At 53.7% G+C, this 20652-nt stretch carries 14 protein-coding genes; 4 read left to right on the forward strand and 10 right to left on the reverse strand.

Features of this window, described 5'->3' with window-relative positions:
* Nucleotides 1–1032, reverse strand: a complete 1032-nt coding sequence (dapD, locus tag NYR02_RS05130; protein WP_260975320.1) for a 2,3,4,5-tetrahydropyridine-2,6-dicarboxylate N-succinyltransferase — start codon at nucleotides 1030–1032, stop codon at nucleotides 1–3.
* A 54-nt stretch (nucleotides 1033–1086) separates the two neighbouring features.
* Entirely contained in the window at nucleotides 1087–1422 is a 336-nt protein-coding gene (locus NYR02_RS05135) for an ArsC family reductase (RefSeq protein WP_270049529.1), read from the reverse strand.
* A gap of 201 nt (nucleotides 1423–1623) precedes the next feature.
* Here NYR02_RS05135 and NYR02_RS05140 point away from each other — a divergent pair, with 201 nt between their 5' ends.
* The 3 genes from NYR02_RS05140 (at nucleotide 1624) to NYR02_RS05150 (ending at nucleotide 9298) form a co-directional block, all read left to right on the forward strand.
* Nucleotides 1624–6183, forward strand: a complete 4560-nt coding sequence (locus NYR02_RS05140; RefSeq protein ID WP_260975322.1) for a PAS domain-containing hybrid sensor histidine kinase/response regulator — start codon at nucleotides 1624–1626, stop codon at nucleotides 6181–6183.
* Nucleotides 6180–7130 (forward strand): diguanylate cyclase domain-containing protein, encoded by a 951-nt coding sequence (locus NYR02_RS05145; RefSeq protein ID WP_260975323.1) that lies wholly within the window; start codon nucleotides 6180–6182, stop codon nucleotides 7128–7130. Before NYR02_RS05140 ends, NYR02_RS05145 begins: the two co-directional genes overlap by 4 nt.
* Nucleotides 7131–7303: 173 nt before the next feature.
* On the forward strand, nucleotides 7304–9298 hold the full coding sequence (locus NYR02_RS05150) for a methyl-accepting chemotaxis protein (RefSeq protein ID WP_260975324.1): 1995 nt from the start codon (nucleotides 7304–7306) through the stop codon (nucleotides 9296–9298).
* A 3-nt stretch (nucleotides 9299–9301) separates the two neighbouring features.
* Here the strand turns inward: NYR02_RS05150 and NYR02_RS05155 are convergent, their stop codons facing one another.
* The 7 genes from NYR02_RS05155 to NYR02_RS05185 all read right to left on the reverse strand — a co-directional run bounded on the left by NYR02_RS05155 (nucleotide 9302) and on the right by NYR02_RS05185 (nucleotide 17550).
* The gene (locus NYR02_RS05155) at nucleotides 9302–10000 is read right to left on the reverse strand and encodes an alpha/beta hydrolase (RefSeq protein WP_260975325.1); all 699 of its coding nucleotides are present in this window, start codon (nucleotides 9998–10000) and stop codon (nucleotides 9302–9304) included.
* 74 nt (nucleotides 10001–10074) lie between these two features.
* The gene (locus NYR02_RS05160; RefSeq protein WP_260975326.1) at nucleotides 10075–10872 is read right to left on the reverse strand and encodes an SDR family NAD(P)-dependent oxidoreductase; all 798 of its coding nucleotides are present in this window, start codon (nucleotides 10870–10872) and stop codon (nucleotides 10075–10077) included.
* Nucleotide 10873: 1 nt separating this feature from the next.
* Nucleotides 10874–12064 carry a DUF819 family protein gene (locus NYR02_RS05165; protein WP_260975327.1) on the reverse strand — a complete coding sequence of 397 codons (1191 nt, stop codon included), beginning with the start codon at nucleotides 12062–12064 and terminating at the stop codon, nucleotides 10874–10876.
* 39 nt (nucleotides 12065–12103) lie between these two features.
* The gene (locus NYR02_RS05170; protein ID WP_260975328.1) at nucleotides 12104–13366 is read right to left on the reverse strand and encodes a DSD1 family PLP-dependent enzyme; all 1263 of its coding nucleotides are present in this window, start codon (nucleotides 13364–13366) and stop codon (nucleotides 12104–12106) included.
* Nucleotides 13367–13611: 245 nt separating this feature from the next.
* On the reverse strand, nucleotides 13612–14877 hold the full coding sequence (locus tag NYR02_RS05175) for an inorganic phosphate transporter (protein WP_260975329.1): 1266 nt from the start codon (nucleotides 14875–14877) through the stop codon (nucleotides 13612–13614).
* 142 nt (nucleotides 14878–15019) lie between these two features.
* Nucleotides 15020–17314: a Fe(2+) transporter permease subunit FeoB gene (feoB, locus tag NYR02_RS05180; protein WP_260975330.1), complete on the reverse strand. Its 2295-nt coding sequence runs from the start codon at nucleotides 17312–17314 to the stop codon at nucleotides 15020–15022.
* A complete protein-coding gene (locus NYR02_RS05185) occupies nucleotides 17311–17550 on the reverse strand; it encodes a FeoA family protein (protein WP_260975331.1) in 240 nt (79 codons plus the stop codon). Before NYR02_RS05185 ends, feoB begins: the two co-directional genes overlap by 4 nt.
* Nucleotides 17551–17915: 365 nt before the next feature.
* Between NYR02_RS05185 and NYR02_RS05190 the strand changes: the two genes are divergently transcribed.
* Nucleotides 17916–18383 (forward strand): hypothetical protein, encoded by a 468-nt coding sequence (locus tag NYR02_RS05190; RefSeq protein WP_260975332.1) that lies wholly within the window; start codon nucleotides 17916–17918, stop codon nucleotides 18381–18383.
* A gap of 88 nt (nucleotides 18384–18471) precedes the next feature.
* On the opposite strand, the gene NYR02_RS05195 is transcribed toward NYR02_RS05190, so the two are convergent.
* Nucleotides 18472–20484, reverse strand: coding sequence for a VacB/RNase II family 3'-5' exoribonuclease (locus tag NYR02_RS05195; RefSeq protein WP_338055922.1), 2013 nt, complete (start codon nucleotides 20482–20484; stop codon nucleotides 18472–18474).
* Between the last annotated feature and the right edge of the window lie 168 nt (nucleotides 20485–20652).

The following is a 20652-nucleotide window of genomic DNA, read 5'->3' on the forward strand; positions in this document are numbered from 1 at the left end:
TCAGTTGTTGGCGTGCAATTCTTCGTTGAGCTGAATCGCGCTCTTGTTAGTAACGCACTGAACGGCACCGGTGATGGAATCACGACGGAACAGCAGGTCGGATTTACCGGCCAGATCACGGCCTTTAACCACTTCAACCACGTTTTTCTGATCGTCCAGTACCTGAATTTTGGTACCGGCGGTGACGTACAGACCGGCTTCAACGGTGCAGCGGTCGCCCAGTGGGATACCGATACCGGCGTTGGCGCCGAGCAGGCATTTTTCACCGACAGAAATAATGATGTTACCGCCGCCAGACAGTGTGCCCATGGTGGAGCAGCCACCGCCCAGATCAGAACCGTCACCCACAACCACACCAGCAGAGATACGGCCTTCAACCATAGAAACGCCCATAGTGCCGGCATTAAAGTTAACAAAGCCTTCGTGCATGATGGTGGTGCCTTCGCCAATGTAAGCGCCCAGACGCACACGTGCGGTGTGTGCAATACGCACGCCTTTCGGTACCACGTAATCGGTCATGCGCGGGAATTTATCCACGCTGTTGACGCTCAGCAGGTCGCCGTTCAGGCGGGCTTCCAGTTGTGCAGCTGGCAGCTCATCCAGATCGACTGCGCCTTTATTGGTCCAGGCCACGTTGGGCAGCAGGCCGAAGATACCGCCCAGATTCAGACCGTGTGGTTTTACCAGACGGTGAGACAGCAGGTGCAGCTTGAGGTAAACCTCTGGAGTAGAAGAGGCCTGTTCATCGGCGGCCAGAATAGTCACCACAACCGGCTTTTCGCTTTCGGTACAGGCGCGGGCCAGGGCAGCCTGCAGCGGATCGGCGCTGTCGAGTGCTGCAGCAAAGGCTTCCAGTTCGCCACCGTCAACATCCAGTGCAACGTTGCCTTCTTCATAGCCCAGAGCGCTTTTGGCGGCGTCAATCAGAGCGGCAGAAGGGTTCAGCAGTGGCTGCGGGTAAAATACTTCGAGCCAGTCACCTTTGCTGTTTTTGGTGCCGACACCAATGGCCAGGGCAAATGCGTTTGTCATAGTCATTCCTCAGATCGGGCGCGAATGCGCGTTCTAACGTAATTAATGAAATATTCAGAATTTCAGTTCGGTGTATTCGGTAACGCTGAAGCCAAGTACTTTGGCGCTGCCGGTATCCAGCAGCGGACGTTTGATAATGGACGGGTTATCCAGCATCACCGCACGGGCGCTTTGTTCATCAATATTGTCTTTGATGTCGTCCGGCAGTTTGCGCCATGTCGTACCGCGCTTGTTCAGCAGGGCTTCATAGCCCAGCTCGCGGATCCAGCCATCCAGTAATTCAGCGCTTAAGCCGTCTTTTTTGTAGTCATGAAACTGATAGTCAACACCGGCGTCTTCCAGCCACTTGCGGGCTTTCTTGATGGTGTCGCAGTTTTTGATGCCGTACATGGTAACCACGGTGCGCTCCTGTTTTCTGGACGAAAATTCCGGGTGAAAGCTCTGCGCCAGAGTTCTGGCAAAAAAGAGGCGCAAGGATACCAGAAGGTGGCCAGCGGTTCAGCCGCTGGTGATTCCTATGGGGGAAACTAGGCTTAAGCAATACATCGCCGCTCACGGCAGGTGTTTCGTGGGTGATAGGGAGATATCAGCGTGCCAAACGTTATAAACAAGGGCAAACATCGCCAGCTCTGGGGCTGGGCGCTGGTGGCTCTGGCGGCGGGGCTGCTGATCAGTTTGTTGTTGTCAGCCAAAATCGGACAGCTGAACGATGAGCGTCTGCACGAATCTCTGACCAAGCAGGCATACGATCTGGCAGATCAGGCAGAGGAACGCATTGAGCTTTACCAGTACGGTCTGCGCGGTATGCGTGGTGCCATCCTGACCGCCGGTGAGGATCTGAGCCGTGAGCTGGTGAAGCGTTACAGCGCCACCCGCGATGTCGATATTGAGTTTCCGGGCGCACGCGGGTTTGGCTTTATCCGCCGTGTAGCGCTGGCCGATGAGCCACAATTTATCCAGGCCGCTCAGTCCGATGACTGGCCGGATTTTAAAATACGCCAGCTGGGGCCACGCGCCGATGAGCGTTTTGTTATCCAATATATTGAACCGGTTGAGCGCAATGACGCTGCGGTTGGGCTGGATATTGCGTCTGAACTTAATCGCCGAGAGGCTGCCTGGTCATCTTTACTCAGTGGTGAGGTGCGCTTAACCGGCCCGATCACCCTGGTGCAGGCCACCGGCAGCCCACAACAGTCATTTCTGATTCTTATGCCGGTGTATCAGGGTGGTAAAACCCCGCAGACGCAGGCCGGACGCGAACAGCTGGGCTATGGCTGGAGCTACGCACCGTTATTAATGGCCGAGGTTATGGCCGATCTGCGTATGCATGAGGATGAGCTGGCGCTGGAAATTGTCGATATGACCGATGCGCAACAACCGGTCAGTTTTTTTAATAACCAAACCTCCGCCGAGTTTGCTCATGTGGCCGGCTATCAGATTGAACGCACGATTTATGGTCGTCACTGGCAATTCCGTTTTCAGGTATATCCATCCTTTATTCATGCGTTAAATCTGCCTTCACCAGAGATTGTCTTTGCACTGGGCTCTCTTATCAGTGTGCTTATCAGTGCGTTATTGGCGTTGCTGGTAAGCAGCCGCCAGCGGCGCAGAGAATTTTTGGCACAACAGGAACGGCTGGCCTCCATTGTTGAAAGTTCGGCCGATGGCATCATCAGTCAGGATTGTCACGGTCATGTACAGAGCTGGAATCCGGCGGCGGCGAGGATGTTTGGCATTGCCGAAGCGGATGCTCTGGGACGGCCATTAATGGAGCTGATTCTTCCCCCCGAATTGCAGGAAGAAGAGCACCGGGTGTGTGTGGCGGCTTCACAGGGAGAACATTTGTTACCGAAAGAAGGGCAGCGCTGCCGCGTCGATGGCACCTTATTGGATGTGTCGGTTTCTTATGCCGTCATTCACAACGCGGAAGGGAAAGTGGTAGGGGTGTCGGAAAGCATCCGGGATATCTCAGCGCAAAAAGCCGCTCAGGAAAAAATTATCGAGCTGAACAGCAATCTGGAACGCCAGGTGGAAGAGCGTGCCGGTGAGGCCCAGCGTCTCAGCCAGCTGTTGCAAAGCGTGCTGGATTCCGCTTCTGAAGTTTCCATCATTGCCACCGATCAAGAAGGCACGGTCACCCTGTTTAATCAGGGCGCTGAACGTATGCTGGGTTATCGTGCGGCAGAGTTTGTCGGTGTGCAGTCACCGGCGGTGTTGCACGTCGCGGAAGAGGTTGAAGCCTGTTCAGTTGAGCTGGAACGGGAATACGGTGAAAAAATCCGGGGCTTCCGGGTGTTTGTGTACCGCTCGGAGCTGGAAGGTGCCGAAACCCGTGAATGGACGTACATACGCAAAGATGGCCAGCCGTTGCTGGTTAGCCTGTCAGTAACCACGATGCGCGATAGTGCCGGTGAGATCGTCGGTTACCTGGGGATTGCAATGGATATCAGCGAACAGCGGGCGCAGCACGATGCTCTGGCCGCGACCACGGCACAGCTGGCGATGGCGGCCGACGTCGCGCAGATGGGGATTTGGTCCTGGACTCCGGCCAATAACGATTTGCAATGGAATGACCGCATGTTTGAGCTGTACCAACAGCCGCTCAGCTTACGCGACAACGGCCTGAACTATGACCACTGGCGCATGCGTATTCACCCGGATGATCTTGAGCGTACCGAGACGGCTCTCAACAATGCCGTTGCTGGTATCGGCGTGTACGACCCGGTATTCCGCGTCGTATTGCCGGATGGCCGTGAGCGCAGTATTCAGGCTGGAGCTCAGGTTGAATATGCGGAAGACGGTACCTTATTGCGGGTCACCGGGATTAACAGCGATATCACCGATCAACTGCAGTACGAAGCCCGTCTGCGCGAAGCCAAAGAAGCAGCCGATGCCGCCAGTGCGGCTAAATCAGCCTTTCTGGCCAATATGAGTCACGAAATCCGTACCCCCATGAATGCCGTACTGGGCATGTTAAAACTGGTATCGCAGACCGATCTCAGTGAGCGGCAACGGGATTATGTGAATAAATCTCAGGGCGCAGCCGGCTCGTTGCTCAGCCTGCTGAATGACATTCTCGACTACTCAAAAATTGAGGCGGGTAAGCTGCAGCTTGATCGTCAGCCCTTTAACCTTGATGAAGTGATGCGTAATCTGGCGGTGGTGATATCCGGCAATCTCGGCAATAAACCGGTTGAAGTACTGTTTGACCTGGACGTTTCACTGCCGCAAACCCTGATGGGCGACAGCAATCGTCTGCAGCAGATTTTAATTAATCTGGCGGGTAATGCACTGAAGTTTACCAGCAGCGGTTATGTCACCGTCCGGGCGCGCAGTGTAGCTACCGATGGTGAGCAGATCCGTCTGCGCATAGAGGTCGAAGATACCGGCATCGGCATCTCAGCCGACAACCAGCAGCGTATTTTTGACGGGTTTACCCAGGCCGAAGTATCGACCAGCCGCCGTTTTGGTGGCACAGGATTGGGGCTGGTTATCTGTAAGCGTCTGGTGTCGTTAATGAACTCTGAGCTTCATCTGCACAGCGAACTGGGCAAAGGCAGTTGCTTCTGGTTTGAACTGGATTTACCCATTGTCGTGCCAGAGCCTTACGCCGCTCCGCAGTTTGAACCACCGTTACGGGTACTGCTGGTTGAAGATAATCCGGTGACGGCCGAATTATTACAGCGTGACGGATGCTCATTAGGCTGGAATGTGGAGGTTGAACAAACTGGTGCTGCAGCATTGCAAGCGGTGGTCAGGGCGGATCAGCAGGATAAGCCCTATCAGGTGATATTACTTGACTGGCAGTTGCCCGATAACGAGGGCACGGCGGTTGCCCAATCTCTGATTGACCGTCTGGGGAACGATGCCCCACCTGTTATTTTAATCAGTGCTTATGGTCGGGAATCTCTCAATGACGTGCTGTGCGGTGATAATCCACCATTTTGTGATTTTCTCAGTAAACCCATCACTCCGGTGCAGTTGTCAGAAGCGGTGATGCGCGTATTGCACAGCCCTGGCGAACCGGTGATGCCGTTACCGCCAGTCGACAGCGAACAACGCCTGGCCGGAATGCGTATTCTGGTAGTGGAAGACAATGAAATTAACCGCGAAATTGCATTCGAATTACTGAGTGCCGAAGGTGCTGTTGTCGAGTTGGCTGAGGGCGGCTTGAGTGGTGTTGATCACGTATTTGCCACGGAAGATCCGTACGACGTGGTCATTATGGATATGCAGATGCCGGATATTGATGGTCTGGAAGCCACCCGGCGTATCCGTGCCGATGGTCGTTTTAACCATCTGCCAATATTGGCGATGACAGCCAATGTTGCTGAATCTGACCGGCAAGCCTGTTTTGCCGCCGGTATGAATGCGCATGTAGGCAAACCTATTGACCTCGATAATGTTGTGCATTCGTTGTTGCAGCTGACCGGCCACGCCAGCGCTCAAGTCTCGCTGACGAGCGATGAAACAGCCCTGGCAGCATTGGAAAACCGCGATATTTTGCTGCAGCGCTTTGGTAATAATCAGTCGCTGCTGGTGAATATGTCAGAGCGCTTTATGGTGGATATGACCAGCCTGCTCTGCCAGCTTGATCAGCAATGGCAGGAAGGGCGCTGGTCTGACAGTGCCGCCAGCCTGCACACACTGAAAGGTACGGCGGCGACCATGGGTGCTGTGACTCTGGCGCGACGCAGTGGCGAGCTGGAGCAGCGTTTTCATAACATAGCATCGGCCCCGGCTTCAGCCACAGAGAACGATGTTCTGCCGAATGAAACGGAACAAACCGCAGCAATGCTTGCTGAACTGCAGGCGTTGCTATCGGCCTCGTATCAGGCGCTGGTTAAGATGACTGGTGTTGCGGCCGATACAGTGGCCGATACTGTGGCCAGTGGCGGGCTGCAAAGTCACACACCGTCAGAACCTGCAGTGTCTGAGCATTGGCCGGATGAACGCTGGCGTGAAGCCTTGGTGCAGCTGCATGGGCTGTTACAGGACAATAATATGGCGGTGCTGGAGTTGATTGAACAGTTGCCGCCGGCAGGTTTTCCGGGCAATGGATCACTGTTTAAGCAAATGCTTGAACAGATTGAACAGCTGGATTTTACGGCCGCCAAAAGAACGCTGATCCGTGTGCAGGAGTGGTCATGAAGTCAGGTAAAACACTGGCAGAATTAATCCCCGGTCTGACGCATAAACCGCGTCTGATGATCGTCGACGATCAGCCGCTGATTATCCGCAGTCTGAATGAAATTTTTAAAGCGGAATTCGAAATCGTCATGGCGACCAGTGGCCGGCAGGCACTGGAGCTGTGTGCGGATAATAAACCGGACATTATGCTGCTGGATATTATGATGCCGGATATGAATGGCTACGATGTCTGCAAAACGCTTAAGGCTGACCCGGTAGACAATGATTTTCCAATTATTTTTGTCACGGCTCAGAATGAAGTGGTGGATGAAGTCCGTGCCTTCGATACAGGTGCTGTCGATTTTATTACCAAGCCTATTAACCCGGTGGTGGTTTTTGCCCGCGTCTGTACCCACGTTACGGTGAAATTACAGCGTGATATTTTGTACTCTATTGCGATGCTGGATGGTTTAACCGGTGTTGCCAATCGCCGTCGTTTTGATGAACAGTTACAGGTGCATTGGCGTCAGGGACAGCGTGATAAAAAGCCATTATCACTGATTCTTATTGATATCGATTTTTTTAAACAATACAACGATCACTATGGGCATGTGGCGGGCGATAAAGCGTTGCAGGAAGTTGCTCACGCTCTGCGCACTGTGTTGTTGCGGCCACATGACAGTGTTTCGCGTTATGGTGGCGAAGAGTTTGTCTGTCTGCTGCCCTGCACCGACAATACCGGGGCTATGCTGCTGGCAGAGCGCCTGCTGGCGGCGGTTGCAGCATTGACTATCCGCCATGAAAAATCGTTAGCAGGCGATGTCCTGAGTATCAGCGCCGGGGTGGCGACCGTCACGCCTTCGGTTAAGCATAACGCCGGGCAGCTGATTGTAGCGGCCGATGAACAGCTTTATCGTGCCAAACACGATGGCCGTAACTGCGCCCGCTCCGCTGAGTTATCAGATTAATCCCCTCTGTTAGTGTTAACAGGCCACGGCCACTTCAGTCTTATTCCTGATTAGATGCCCGCCAGCAATGATGTGTCTGAGGCTTTTGTCGTATCTGTCATTCTGTCTCCCTGTGAGTTTTGTCAGCGAGTCTATTCTGAATGCCAGACACCATTTTCACCGGGAGAATCCGCATGGGACTGCTGAAATCATTAAGTGTTAAAGGCAAGCTGCTGCTGTTAATTGCTGTGCCTTTAGTGGCGTTGTTGTTATTGCAGGGACGCTGGTTGCTTGGCAGTCTGAACCATATGGATGAGCTGTCCGATGTGCAGGCTCTGGTAAATATTTCAGCGCTGAACAGCGCACTGGCGCATGAGCTGCAGAAAGAACGGGGCATGTCCGCAGGTTTTCTTGGCAGTAAAGGCAAAGATTTTGCTACTGCCCTGCCACAGCAGCAGAGCGTGGCGGATGAACGGCTGCGAGGCTGGAATAACTTTCTCAACCAGCAGGATTTCAGCGTTTATCCGACTCTCAATCAGGCCATAAAAGATGTTCAGAGTAATCTGAAAAAGCTCAGTACTTTGCGTCAGGGAGTGCAGGCGCAGTCGGCAGCGTTGCCTGATGTTCTGGCGTTTTATACCCAAACCATAGACCGGCTGTTGATTGTACCGGCGCTGGCCAGCAAATTTACTGGCCATGGCCCAACGGTGCGTCAGTTGCAGGCTTATTACAGCTTTTTGCAGGGTAAGGAGCGTGCCGGTATTGAACGTGCCGTATTAAGTAACGTATTCGCTCAGGATGCCTTTACACCGGCACTGTTCGCCCGCTTTGTGCGACTGGTATCGGAACAGGATGCTTTTCTGCAGAGCTTTGAACGCATTGCCGATGCGCAGGCTCTGGCTGCATATCGTCAATTTCAGCAGTCTGACGTGGTTGTTGAGGTTGAACGTTTGCGCGAAAAAGCGCTACAGAGCAACCGTGGTTTCGGCGTTTCCCCGACTGACTGGTTTGCCGCTGCAACGGCCAGGATAGAGGCTTTAAAAACACTGGAGGATGAGCAGCAGAAAGCGTTATTGGCTAATGCCAGCGCGGTCCTGAGATCGACCCAGCATGAGATTTGGCTGGGGGTGCTGATTGCAGTATTGGCGGTCGGTATTACGGCCTCGCTGGCGTTCTGGCTGTCGTATCTGCTGTACCAGCAGATACGACAACTGCATATTGGCCTGACCGCCGCAGGGGATGACTTGTGTCTGCATCAGCGTGTACCGGTATTGCTGGATGATGAACTTGGCGAAGCCGCGCGGGCCTGTAATCAAATGATGGCGCGGATGGCATCGATGGTGGAGCATATTAATGCGATCTCTGAGCAGTTGACGCTGATTTCGATGCAGAATCACGTCACTATCTCGCTCAGCACTAAGGGGATGGATTTACAGCAGCATGAAACCGCGAAGGTGGTTACTGCAATAGGCCAGCTGGAAGTGGCGACCAAAGAAATTGCCGGCAATATTCAGCAGGTCGCTAACCAGTCAGATGAAGCAAATCATACCGCCGACAAAAGTGGTGAAGCGGTGCAGAGCAGTCTGAATTATATCGGCCAGCTGGATGAAAAAATGCATCAGGTTTCAACTGTAATCCGCAGCTTGCATGACAGCAGTGGTGCCATTGGTGGTGTGCTGAATGTCATTAAATCCATCGCCGAGCAAACCAATCTGCTGGCGTTAAACGCCGCCATTGAAGCCGCGAGGGCCGGTGAACAGGGGCGGGGCTTTGCTGTTGTGGCTGACGAAGTTCGGACGCTGGCGCAGCGTACGCAGGATTCAACTGCAGAAATTGAAAGTATTATTGGTCGCTTCCAGCAGGAATCTAAACAGGCTTTTGTGGCGGTAGAGTCATCACAGGAGGCGGTACAGCATACGGTAAAACTGGCCTCATCGCTGGATGAGGAACTGGGCCATATCCGCAGTGCGGTGCGCACCATCCGCGATATGAGTGATCAGGTCGCGGCGGCGGCTGAGGAACAGGTTGCCACCAATCAGGAAGTGGCAGGCAGTGTGCGCAGCATCTATAAAATTGCCGAGCACACCGTTGCAACGTCTAACTTTATGCGAAAAACCGCCAAAGAGCAGCGAGATCTGGCGGGTAAACTGACCAGCCTGGCGGCTGAGTTTATACTCAGCCCGAAATAGCCTCTAAACCGCAGCGTTGAAGCAGCGGCCGGAAAAACGGCCGCAACCTTCAATCTCCTGCAGACACACTTCATGCGCCATCGGGTAACGATGGTTTTCGGTATTGATGCCAGACTGTGCCAGCAACCGGCTGGCTTCTTCGCCCAGTTCCGGGCTGACCACACCATCATAATCACCATGAGCAATCAGCACCGGCAGATGCTGATTGGCGGCGTTTATCTGCAGTGGGCGGGCAATATAGGTTGATAACGCCATTAACCCAGCCAGAGGTTGCGGATAGCTGAAAGCGGCTTCATAAGCGACAGCACCACCCTGAGAGAAACCGGCCAGCAAAATACGGCGACTGTCGATACCAGCGGCTATTTGTTGATCGATCAGTGTGTGGGTGCGTCGTACGGAGTCGCTCAGTTGCTGGTCATCAATCTGACGTCGCGGGCTGGTGGCCAGCAGGTCGTACCAGCTGGGCATCACCATGCCGCCATTAATGGTTACCGGCTGCTGTGCTGCATGCGGATAAACAGCACGCAGCACGGGTGGCTGAGCGGTATTGAGAGCCTGTAACAAATGCGGCAGCAGCGGTACGAAATCATCACCGCTGGCACCCAGGCCATGCAGCCAGATAATGCAGCTGTCGGCGGGCATTGAAGGTTCAAGTACGATACGGTCGGGAAAATTCTGACGCTGATAGGTTGGGCGGGTCATAAATGGCTCCACGAATTAGGTGGCCAGTATAACCGCTTTGCGGATGCAGGATGATGGTGCCGTATGGGCGTAGTTCAGAGCGCGCGGCGTAATAATGGCTTACTGATAAACGTCGGCAGTATGCGTGCCAGACGGATCAACCAGCTTAATGGGCCGGGAAACAGATAATCGTCGCGGCCGCTCAGCAGGCCTTTAAGCATCAGCTCTGCGCCTCGGGTTTCGCTGATGGCAAAAGGGGCGGGCATATCGTATTGGTTAACCCGCGCTGTCTGCACAAAGCCGGGGTAAAGCGAGATAAATTTCAGGCCTTCCGGTTCCAGCTCAATCCGGCAGCTGTCCATCAGTAAGCGGGCAGCGGCTTTGGCGGCACTGTACGGTCCCTGCAGTGGCAGGCCAAGAAAACCGGCCAGAGAATTGGTATGGGCGATGGTGCCACGTAATCCGCGTTTATCCGCCTGCTGGCTGCGCATCGCAGCGATCAGCGGCGGCAGAAAATTCGCAAGGCTCAGATAATTCAGTTCCATGCATTGGCGGATATCGGTAACGGAGGTTTCTGCCATGCGCTGTTCAGGGCCGGCGCCGACATTGAGTAATGCCAGATCAATGCGTCCGAACTGAGCCATTGCCAGAGATACGGCATTGTTAGTGTCTTCTTCCCGGCAGGCATCACCGCAGACGGTCAGTACCTCACACTGCAGTGCGCGTAACTGATCTGCCAGCTCCTGCAGTTCGTGCCGGCGGCGGGCAAACAGAATAAAGCGGTTAGGCCTCTGTGCAATTAACAGTGCCAGCTGGCGGGCCATGCCGGCGGAAGCGCCGGCAATCAGGATGGTTTTATGCTGCAGGTCGCTGTTTGCACACCGACTGAACATCTCAGGCGCCAAGCAGCCAGCGGGTAAAGAAGGCGACACCGACCCCGAGATAATTTCCGACGATATAGCCGATGATCGCCGCGGCGAAGCCCGGCAGAATGATCTCGCGGTTTTTCAGTGCTCCGGCAATCACCGGAATAAAAGGCACCGACATAATGGCGGCCGATGAGGTGATTAAAAAGGTGTCGGTATCAATATCCAGAAGGCGACAGATAATGGCCTGCAAAATCAGCGAGCCGATCAGAATAATGCTGATATAGGCAAACAGGTCGACGTTCAGGTTGGTAACAATACTGGTATCGGTCATGGTGCCGGTGGTGAAACAGAACACCAGAATCAGGTACATCCCCAGCTGAAAGCTGTTGGGCAGGTTACGGATGGCCGGCACAAAAGATGCCAGCACGCCCAGCGTGGTGATGGTAATGATGGTCACCGCGGAACTCATACTGCCAGGCACCAGTGAAGCCACGCCCAGCGCGATGACGACGCTGACGGCGGACAGCAGCAGAGCCAGTGCGGTCTTTGGCAGCGCTTTGACATTGGCCAGCACTTTATAGGCGTTGGCGGTTTCATCAGCCATATGACCAAACTTTTCTTCTTCGCTGTGATAGGCGTGTTCGCCCTGACTGCGGTAAGGGCGCAGGAAGCGGCTGAAAATCGGCTTGGCCAGGGTCATCACAAACATCAGATACAGCGCCGACAGCAGGATGTCGTAAGTGATCATGGTGGTGAAGATGTTTTCGTCAGCCCCGATCGCCGTTTTAATGGCCGCCATATTCGGCCCGCCCCCGGTGTAAGCACCCACCGACATACCGGCAATCTGCCAGACATTGGCGAGAGAATCGGCGTAGATAAAAGCCCCGGCGGCGCTGGCAATGATGACCGCAATTAAGGCCACACCCATGCTTTTCATGGTGTCACCGGCCATGCCGAACGAGGCTTTGACATCAATCGAAAACACCAGCAACGGCAGGGCGAGTGCAATGGCAATTTCTGACAGATTGGTTTGTACGGCTTTCAGTGTTTCGGCACCTGCCAGATCCGGTAGCATTCCGGTAGCGGCCAGAGCGATGCCGCTGGCAAATGACAGCACAACCACGCCAAGCTTATCCAGCCAGCGAACACGCTGACAAAGAACAACAAGCAATGCCGGAACAAGCAGATAAGCAACCAGGGTAAGAGCAGCGGACACGATGATTCCTCAGTTTTTTATTATTTCAGATACGGAAGATCAGGAAGATATTTCAGCGGCAGCACTGTGTCTGCGGGCCTGAGCCGTCGCCGGAAAGGCTTCCGGATAATTGAATACCGGCCACCATTCACTGATGCGGCCCTGTTCGTACAGCGCGATATTCCCGAACTGCAGGAAGACCGATTCGCTCTGACTGGGGCGGAAGAACAGATAATCGTCAGGGCGGATACGGTGATCGTCTGGCAACTCGTACAGCTCCTGATTACTGGAGTGACCAAAAATACTGGCGCGTTTACACGGCGTTGGATAGCAGGGTTGCGCCAGCCAGTTGCCACCGTAAATAAAACAGGCCTGATGCGGTAAACGACCAAATAAACGCAGTAAACGCGACAGACCACTGGCCATCGGAATGTCAGGATCTTTCACCACCTTCAGTACCGGTGCGGCAATAAACACCGCAGGCTGGTGGTGTTCCAGTGTCGTGACATCAAAGTCGGTCGGCATGACCAGTGCTGAGGCGGTAGCGATTTCGTTGACCAGCCCGACGCTGTCCTGATCGTACAGCGGATAGGTCGAGCTGCCGCCGGTGTTCAGGCAAAGGCCATCCAGCGCATCGTTGCCCAGGGTCTCTTTAATCAACGTAGTAAAGTGGCGATAAGTCTCCTGCGTACTGCGCAGGGCCTTGTCGAGGCCGCCGAGGAATCCCGGAATTTTACTGATATGTGCTTCGTAGCCCATCAGGCCGGACAGTGTCAGCAAGGGGGAGGCGGCAATGGTTTTTAAGGCGTTAATAAACTGCTGGTCGGGCAGAAAACCACCACGATGCAGGCCAACGTCGATTTCCAGATTAATGCGTAAACGCAGATTATGTCGCTGTGCCAGTGCCTGATACTGCTGCAGGCGCTCGTGACTGTCGATCAGCCACTGCAACTGCAGTTCCGGAGCAAAGCACATGCTGCTGGTCTGCTGGCTGTGCCATTGATAAAAATGCTCGGCTGCGGCCACAGGCATCGGCTTACCCAGCAGTACATCCGCGGCCGGAATATGCTCGACCAGATGCATCAGAAACGGCAGATGAAAACTCATCAGCCGTGTGGTGCCGGTGCGGCGCATGATGTACTGCAGTAACGGAACAGAGGGCAGTGACTTGGCCACAATACGGTAATCGAAGCCGCGGTTAAGCACATCAATCAGGTGATCAATGTTGCGATCCAGGCGTTCTTTATCCACCACCAGGGTTGGCGTGCAAATGCCGGCCTGCTGTAAACCCTGGGTCAGATTCTGAAAATACATTTGAGTCATAGATTATTCCGCTATAAGCATGGGGCCGATCACAGACGCTTTATTTTTATTGGTGGTACGTTTGTACCATAATTTTTTCGGCGCGTCATGTGTCAGTTATGCCACAAGGCGGTCATCAATCCTATGCGCTGACCGCAGATGACTTCAGGTTGTCCGGCCGTGCTGAGCTGTGGGCATTTTCGTGGCAGGCAGGCATAAAAAAAGCGCCTTTTAAAAGACGCTTTTTTTTATCAGCAGCGGGATGTTTACAACCAGATCGCGCGGAAGATAAAGAAGAAAATAATCGACAGCAGAGCACCCGCCGGTAGCGTCACCAGCCAGGAGACAAAGATGGAGCCAATTTTGCGGTAGTTCAGCGCGTCGGTGCCCATCGCCAGGCCCACGCCCAGAATGGCTCCGACCAGAACATGAGTGGTGGAAATTGGCAGGCCGGTGCCGGAAGCAACAACAACGGTGGTGGCGGCGGCCAGTGTTGCGGCAAAGCCACGGCTGGGCGTCAGTTCGGTAATGCCGGAGCCAACGGTGGCGATCACACGATGACCAAAGGTCACCAGGCCAACAACGATGCCTAAGGCACCCACCAGCAGAATCCACATTGGCACCGCAGCCTTGGCAGTGATTTCCCCACTGTGGCTGACCACGCTGTAAACTGCGGCAACCGGGCCAATGGCATTGGCAACGTCATTGGAGCCGTGGGCGAAGGCCATGGCGCAGGCGGTAAAAATCATCAGTACGGCAAAGACTTTTTCAACGTTCGCCAGATGAACTTCTTCGGTGAGCTCCGGGTCGGCGTGGATACGTCCGACAAAGAAGCGGCCAATGGCCATAACGGCTACGCCAATCAGCAGAGAGATCCAGATGGCATCGGTAAAATCCAGCTTCAGACCCAGATGCTTGAGGCCCTTGAGCAGGGTGACCATGGAAATAACAAAGCCAACCAGCATGATGTAAAACGGCACCAGGCGCTTGGATTGAGCAAAGGGGTCCTGGGTGTCGTGAATAAAGTGCTTTACGCTTTTGTAGAGTACATAAGAAATGGAGCCGGCAATGACCGGGGATACGACCCAGCTGGCGGCAATGTTACCTACCTTGCCCCATTCGACGGCATCCATCGAAATGCCGACGGCAGCAAAGCCGACAATGGCACCGACAATAGAATGGGTAGTGGATACCGGCCAGCCTGCGTAAGAGGCAATTAACAGCCAGGTGCCGGCTGCGAGTAAGGACGCCAGCATACCGAATACAAACAGTTCGGGATGACCTGACATCACCGCCGGATCAATGATCCCTTTGCGGATGGTCTCGGTGACTTCGCCTCCGGCAAAAAATGCACCGGCAAATTCGAAGACAATGGCAATAAAGACAGCTTGCTTGATGGTGATGGCTTTGGAACCAACTGACGTTCCCATGGCATTGGCAACATCATTTGCACCAATTCCCCAGGCCATAAATACACCGAAAATGCAGGCCAGGATGATAAATATATGTCCCTGGTCGGCTATAAGTTCCATTGTGAACTCCTCGAAAAAAAGCGCGCGCATTCTAACGCAGGCATGGCAAAGTGCCTAGAACTTGTTTCTTAGAAATAGCGCTACTTTTGTCAGGAAAGGTGCGGCTGCGGTGGCCGGGTCACCGCAGCGCAATATCAGAAAATCAGACGGGGGTAAGGGGGATCAGGCGGGCGCTGTGCTTCTGGCCGTAGCGGCGCATCTGCCACAGGCTAAGACCGATAAAGGCGATACTGCCACCGACCCACAGCAGGGAGCTGAGCGGGTGCTGAGGCAGGCTGCCAAGCTGATAGACAATCACCGCAGTGGTATAAGCCAGCCCGGTACTCCAGCCGGCAACAAACAACATCCAGCGCAGTCCGGCTTCCCGTACCATGGCGCCGAGTGTTGCGACGCAGGGCGTATAAAGGAGGACAAACACCAGATACGAGAAAGCGGCCAGCTGGCTGCCGAACAGCGCATCCATAGTGGAGAAGGTGGTGCTGTGTACGCCTTGTTCTTCGCCCTGATCGGCACTGATCAGGCTCAGCCCCAGCGGATCGAGCAGGTTGTCGGCGAGGTCGGCGACATTGGCCGGAATGGTTTGCAGTGCTTCCAGCAGACCGGCGCTGAGCGAGTATTCGCTGTCGGCGCTGGTTTCCGGGCTGTAGAGCGCATCCAGCGTACCCACTACGGCTTCTTTGGCAAAAATACCGGTGATGATACCCACGGTGGCCGCCCAGTTATCCTGCTGTACGCCCAGAGGAGTAAAGACCGGCGTAATGACGTTGGCGATTCGCGACAGAACTGAGCTTTCTTTGTTCTGATTACCGAACGAACCATCGGTACCCAGCGAGTTAAGAAAACTCAGCACAACAACAACGGTAATGATGGTTTTACCGGCGCGCAGGCAGAAGGATTTAAGCCGCTCCCAGGTCTTGATCAGAATGCCTTTTACCGTTGGCACATGGTAAGCCGGCAGTTCCATCACAAAGGGGGTCAGGTCCGGTTTGAACAGCGTGTTTTTCAGTGCAATACCGGTCAGCAGTGCCATGACAATGCCCAGCACATAGAGGCTGAATACCATAAAGGCACCGTTCTCGGTAAAGAATGCCGCCGCAAACAGCGCGTATACCGATAAGCGTGCGCCACAGGACATAAACGGTGCCATGGCAATGGTCAGCAGACGGTCTTTGTGGGTGTCCATGGTGCGGGCAGCCATCACTGCCGGTACGTTACAGCCAAAACCAACAATCAGCGGCACAAAAGATTTGCCTGGCAGGCCGACGGCGCGCATCAAACGGTCCATCACAAAGGCCGCGCGGGCCATATAGCCAGAGTCTTCAATGATCGACAAAAACAGATACAGTCCACCGATGACCGGAATAAACGTAGCAACCAGCTGAATACCGCCGCCGAGACCATCGGCCAGCAGGGTTGCCAGCCATTGCGGCGCACCGATGCCGTCCAGCAGGTAATGAGTACCGTCGACAAATACCGTGGCAAAGGCAATATCGAAGAAATCAATAAAGGCACCACCGACATTGATGGCGAAGGTGAACATCAGGTACATCACGCCAAAGAAGAACGGAATGCCCAGCCAGCGGTTCAGTACCCAGTCGTCAATGCGTTCGCTCAGCGTGCGGCCTTTGGTATTAACAGTCAGGGATTGCTGCAGAATATGCTGGATTGAGCGGTAGCGGCTGTTGGCCATTAATACATCAATCGGCTGCTGGTGTTGATTTTCCAGGGTTTGCCGCAGCTGCTGCGCCAGTGCGAGGACTTCGTTGCGGCGCTCCAGCGGCAGTACTTCGCTGGCGTACATGTCGTTTTCCAGAACCCGCGTGGCACTCCAGAACGGATTGGCGACGGTTCCCTGCAGCCGTTCTTTCAGTTGATTCACCGCCTGCTCAAAATCGGTATCCAGGCGCAGCAGCGGCGTCGCCACGGTTGCGTGCTCCAGATGATGAGCAAGGATACGGCACAATTCTTCAATGCCGCGTCCGGTGGAGGCGACAATCGGCACCACCGGCACACCGAGCTGCTGCGACAGCAGTTGAGTATCCACATGAATGCCTTCGCGCTCGGCGACATCCAGCATATTGACGGCACAGATAACCGGTACGCCCATATCCAGCAGTTGTGAGGTTAAAAACAGGTTGCGCTCAAGGTTGCTGGCATCAAGGATATTAATAATAAGTTGCGCTTCGCCGCTTAAGGCAAATTCGCGGGCGATTTTTTCATCGGTGGACAGTTCATCGTCGTGACTGTCGAGGGCATAAGTGCCCGGCAGGTCGACCAGTTTATGGCTGACACCGCGCAACACCAGATTGCCTTCTTTGCGTTCAACGGTCACGCCTGGCCAGTTGCCCACTTTTTGTTTGGCACCGGTCAGGGCATTGAATAGGGTGGTTTTGCCGCAGTTCGGATTGCCGATGACACCAATAACAGCTCGGTTCATACGATGACTTCTACCTGAATAATGGAGGCTTCCTGCTTGCGCAGACTGACAGAGGCGCCGCGTAGCTGAATCTGCATCGGATCGCCCAGCGGAGCAAAACGCCGTACTTCAATCTGGGTGCCCGGCATTAATCCGAGGGCCAGCAGTTTACGGCGGAAGTTGGCTTCGGTAGCGGTAAATCCGATGATACGGGCCTGGGTACCAACGCTGAGCTGATCAAGAGTTTGCGATGTCATGCTGATCCGGCGGGAAGGAAATAAACAGAAAAGATGATAATGTTTATCATTTGATTGCACAAGGGGCGCGATGCTTATTCAGAGCTTCCCTTGCGTTATGGCAAGGTGGAACGATTAATCTGTTTTTTGTCGATAAGTTCCGCCGTTATTAAGGCGTGTTTATAAAACAGTCTGTTGTCGTTTATATGTCGTGTTTTATTGATTGTTTAACGCTTACTGGCACCGCTATAATCGCAGCGTGACATAATATCTATGAACTGTGCGGCCATTGCCGTAATAGTCCGCGATAATACCCTATTCTTAGTATTGATATCTCAACGGGATATCAGTCTATCGTTATGCCGTTAAAACACAGAGGTTAAGCAGTGAGCGTATTTGACATCGATATTGATAAGCAGATTAAACAGCACCAGCAAAAAATTCATGAACTGGAGCAACTGCGTAAAGATCAGGAACATAAGCTGGAAGGCCTGAAAGAGTTTGACGTTACCATCAAGCGTCTGTGCAATCAGAATCGTCTGAACGAAGATGAGTTGTACGTTTCCCGTTCAGAGCAGATTGAAGCCTGGATTATTGGCATGGCCAAGCAGGACAATCCTTCTTCTATTTATAACAACCTGAAAAAGCATTTTGCCCGCACAGCGCCACGCGGACCAAAAGCCGCTAAAGCAGAAAAAGAATCATCTCTGCCTAAACCAAAGCTGCCGGTAGGTACTTACCGCAATCCGGCAACTCAGGAAAAAGTAGAAAAAATTAAACGCAATCCACGTCAATTGGATGAATGGATCGAACTGCACGGTTTTGCCGTGGTTCGTACCTGGAAAATCGATTAATCCGGATAGCGATTAGCGGTCAATAAAAAAGGGAGCTGAGCTCCCTTTTTTATTGCCTGCTGTTTATTACCACGTGTTGCAGCGGCGATTACACCAGAGCAAAACGCGCTATGCGTGCCTGAGGTTGTACGTCCGTCAGCTTTACCCGTACGGCCTGGCCCAGAATAAAGCGTTGCTCTTCATTACGATGAGTCAGCGTTTTGGTTTCAAAGGTCCAGCCGTTACCGGCTTTACGGCGGTCGATTGTTCCTTCTATGCCGGTGTTATCCAGACGCACGGTAAAGCCTGACGAATTCATGTGCACAATGCTGGCGTCATACAGCTGTTCTTTATCCTGCTGCGCAAGCCACAGCAGTTTCAGCCAGGTTTCTGCCTGATTGGCGGCCATGCGGGCATTGCTTTGGGCGCTCTGAATCTGCAGCAGAATACTTTCATCCGGCAGTTGGACGCTGCTGTCTGTCAGCAAGGCTTTTACAATGCGGTGAATCAGCAAGTCATTGTACTTACGCAGGGGCGAAGTGAAGGTGGTGTAGTGCGCAAAGCCGAGGCCCATGTGTGGCTTGGCATGCAGTGATAAATTGCTGCGTTCAAGCTGACGGGTAATGATCATGCGCAGGGGTAAATCGCTGTTGCTGGCATCGGCCTGCTGCATCAGGCTGACATAATCTTCCAGGCTGTTGAGGCTGGGTTTTTTCTCCAGCGGCAGATGTTCTTTTAATAACGCCGCCACTTCCCCCTGACGCTCGGTGCGCACACCGGCATGTTCAATAAAGAAGCCACTGCCTTTTTCTGCCAGCCAACCGGCCACCGCGCGGTTACAGGCCAGCATGCATTCTTCCACCAGACGATGTGCCTGATTGCGCTCAATGCGGACGATGTCTTTAACTTTGCCTTGCTCATCGGTGATGAGTTTAAAGTCCGGACGGTCTTCCATCACCAGGCAATGGTTCTTACGGTAAGCCGCCAGCGTACGGGCACAGTTATCAAGATGCACCAGATGGCCATGCAGTTCGGCCGGAATATCATTGCTTTCGCCATCAATCAGTAGTGCTACCTGGTTATAACTGAGTTTGGCGCGGCTACGAATAATGGCGTTATAAATATGAATCTGTTCAATTTCACCGGCTTCACTGATACGCAGTTCGACGGTCATGGCCGGGCGCAGCTGGTCAGCCTGCAGCGAACAGAGCTGTTCAGATAATTCCGCTGGCAGCATAGGCACTACCTGATCGGGGAAATACACCGACGTCGCGCGTTGCAGGGCGGCATGATCCAGCGCTGTGCCGGGCTGAATTAACGCCGCCGGGTCAGCAATGGCGATCCACAATGACCAACCCTGGCTGCGGGCTTCGGCATAGAGTGCATCATCAATATCGCGGGTGCCTGCCGAGTCGATAGTAACAAATGGCAGATGAGTCAGGTCTGTGCGCTCGCTCAGAACATCGTCCAGCCCTTTAGCGGTCAGCTCGGCGACCTGAGCGCTGACGGCATCGTCAAACTCCGTGGGTAACTGCCACTTGGCCTTGATGAACGCTTGCTCGATATAAGCGTCGGTTGGTTTACCGATAATGGCATCGATATCGGCCTGTGCTTTCGCTTTCGGAAACGGATGCTGACTGATATGGGCTTTGACCAGATCGCCGTCGGCGGCTTTCAGGCGCTTGGCTGGCGGTACAAAAATCCAGCGGTTCAGGGTGGGGTGATCCGCTTCAACGAAGTGACCTTTGCCCCGCACAATGTACTTGCCGAAGAATTCGTTCAGCTCGGTGCTGAGCAGTTTTTCAATGATTGCCTGCTCTTTGCCTTCACCTGCAGGTTCTACCCGAAATTCAATTCGATCGCCGGGCAGGACTTTATCCATTTCATCCGGGGCGAGAAAAAACTGTTGGCCATCGTCGGTATTGACGAAACCAAAGCGGCCACCGGTAGAGCGTACCCGGCCCTCAAAGTGGGGCGTGCTCAACTGGATTTCCTGCTTCAACGACTGTAATTGCGAGAGGGCGTTTTTATCGAGCATCCGCACTGGACCATGGCTGAAAATAAAGGAGCAGGAGTTTACTGGATCGGGCCCTTCAGGGCTACCGCGGAGCAGGAGGAACATCGGATTGTGAAACCGTTCCGCTTTAAGTGGTTCATTTGTACCAAATGCACTCACCTAAGCGGACAGGGCGGTGCTTTATTGAGCCAAACCCTATTTTGTGCTGGAAAAGAACGGGCCCTTGTAATACTTCTGACATGGAAAAGTCGTCCTATACGCACAATAAAACCA

The sequence above is a fragment of the Thalassolituus pacificus genome (genome assembly GCF_025318105.1).
Classification (GTDB): domain Bacteria; phylum Pseudomonadota; class Gammaproteobacteria; order Pseudomonadales; family Oceanobacteraceae; genus Venatoribacter; species Venatoribacter pacificus.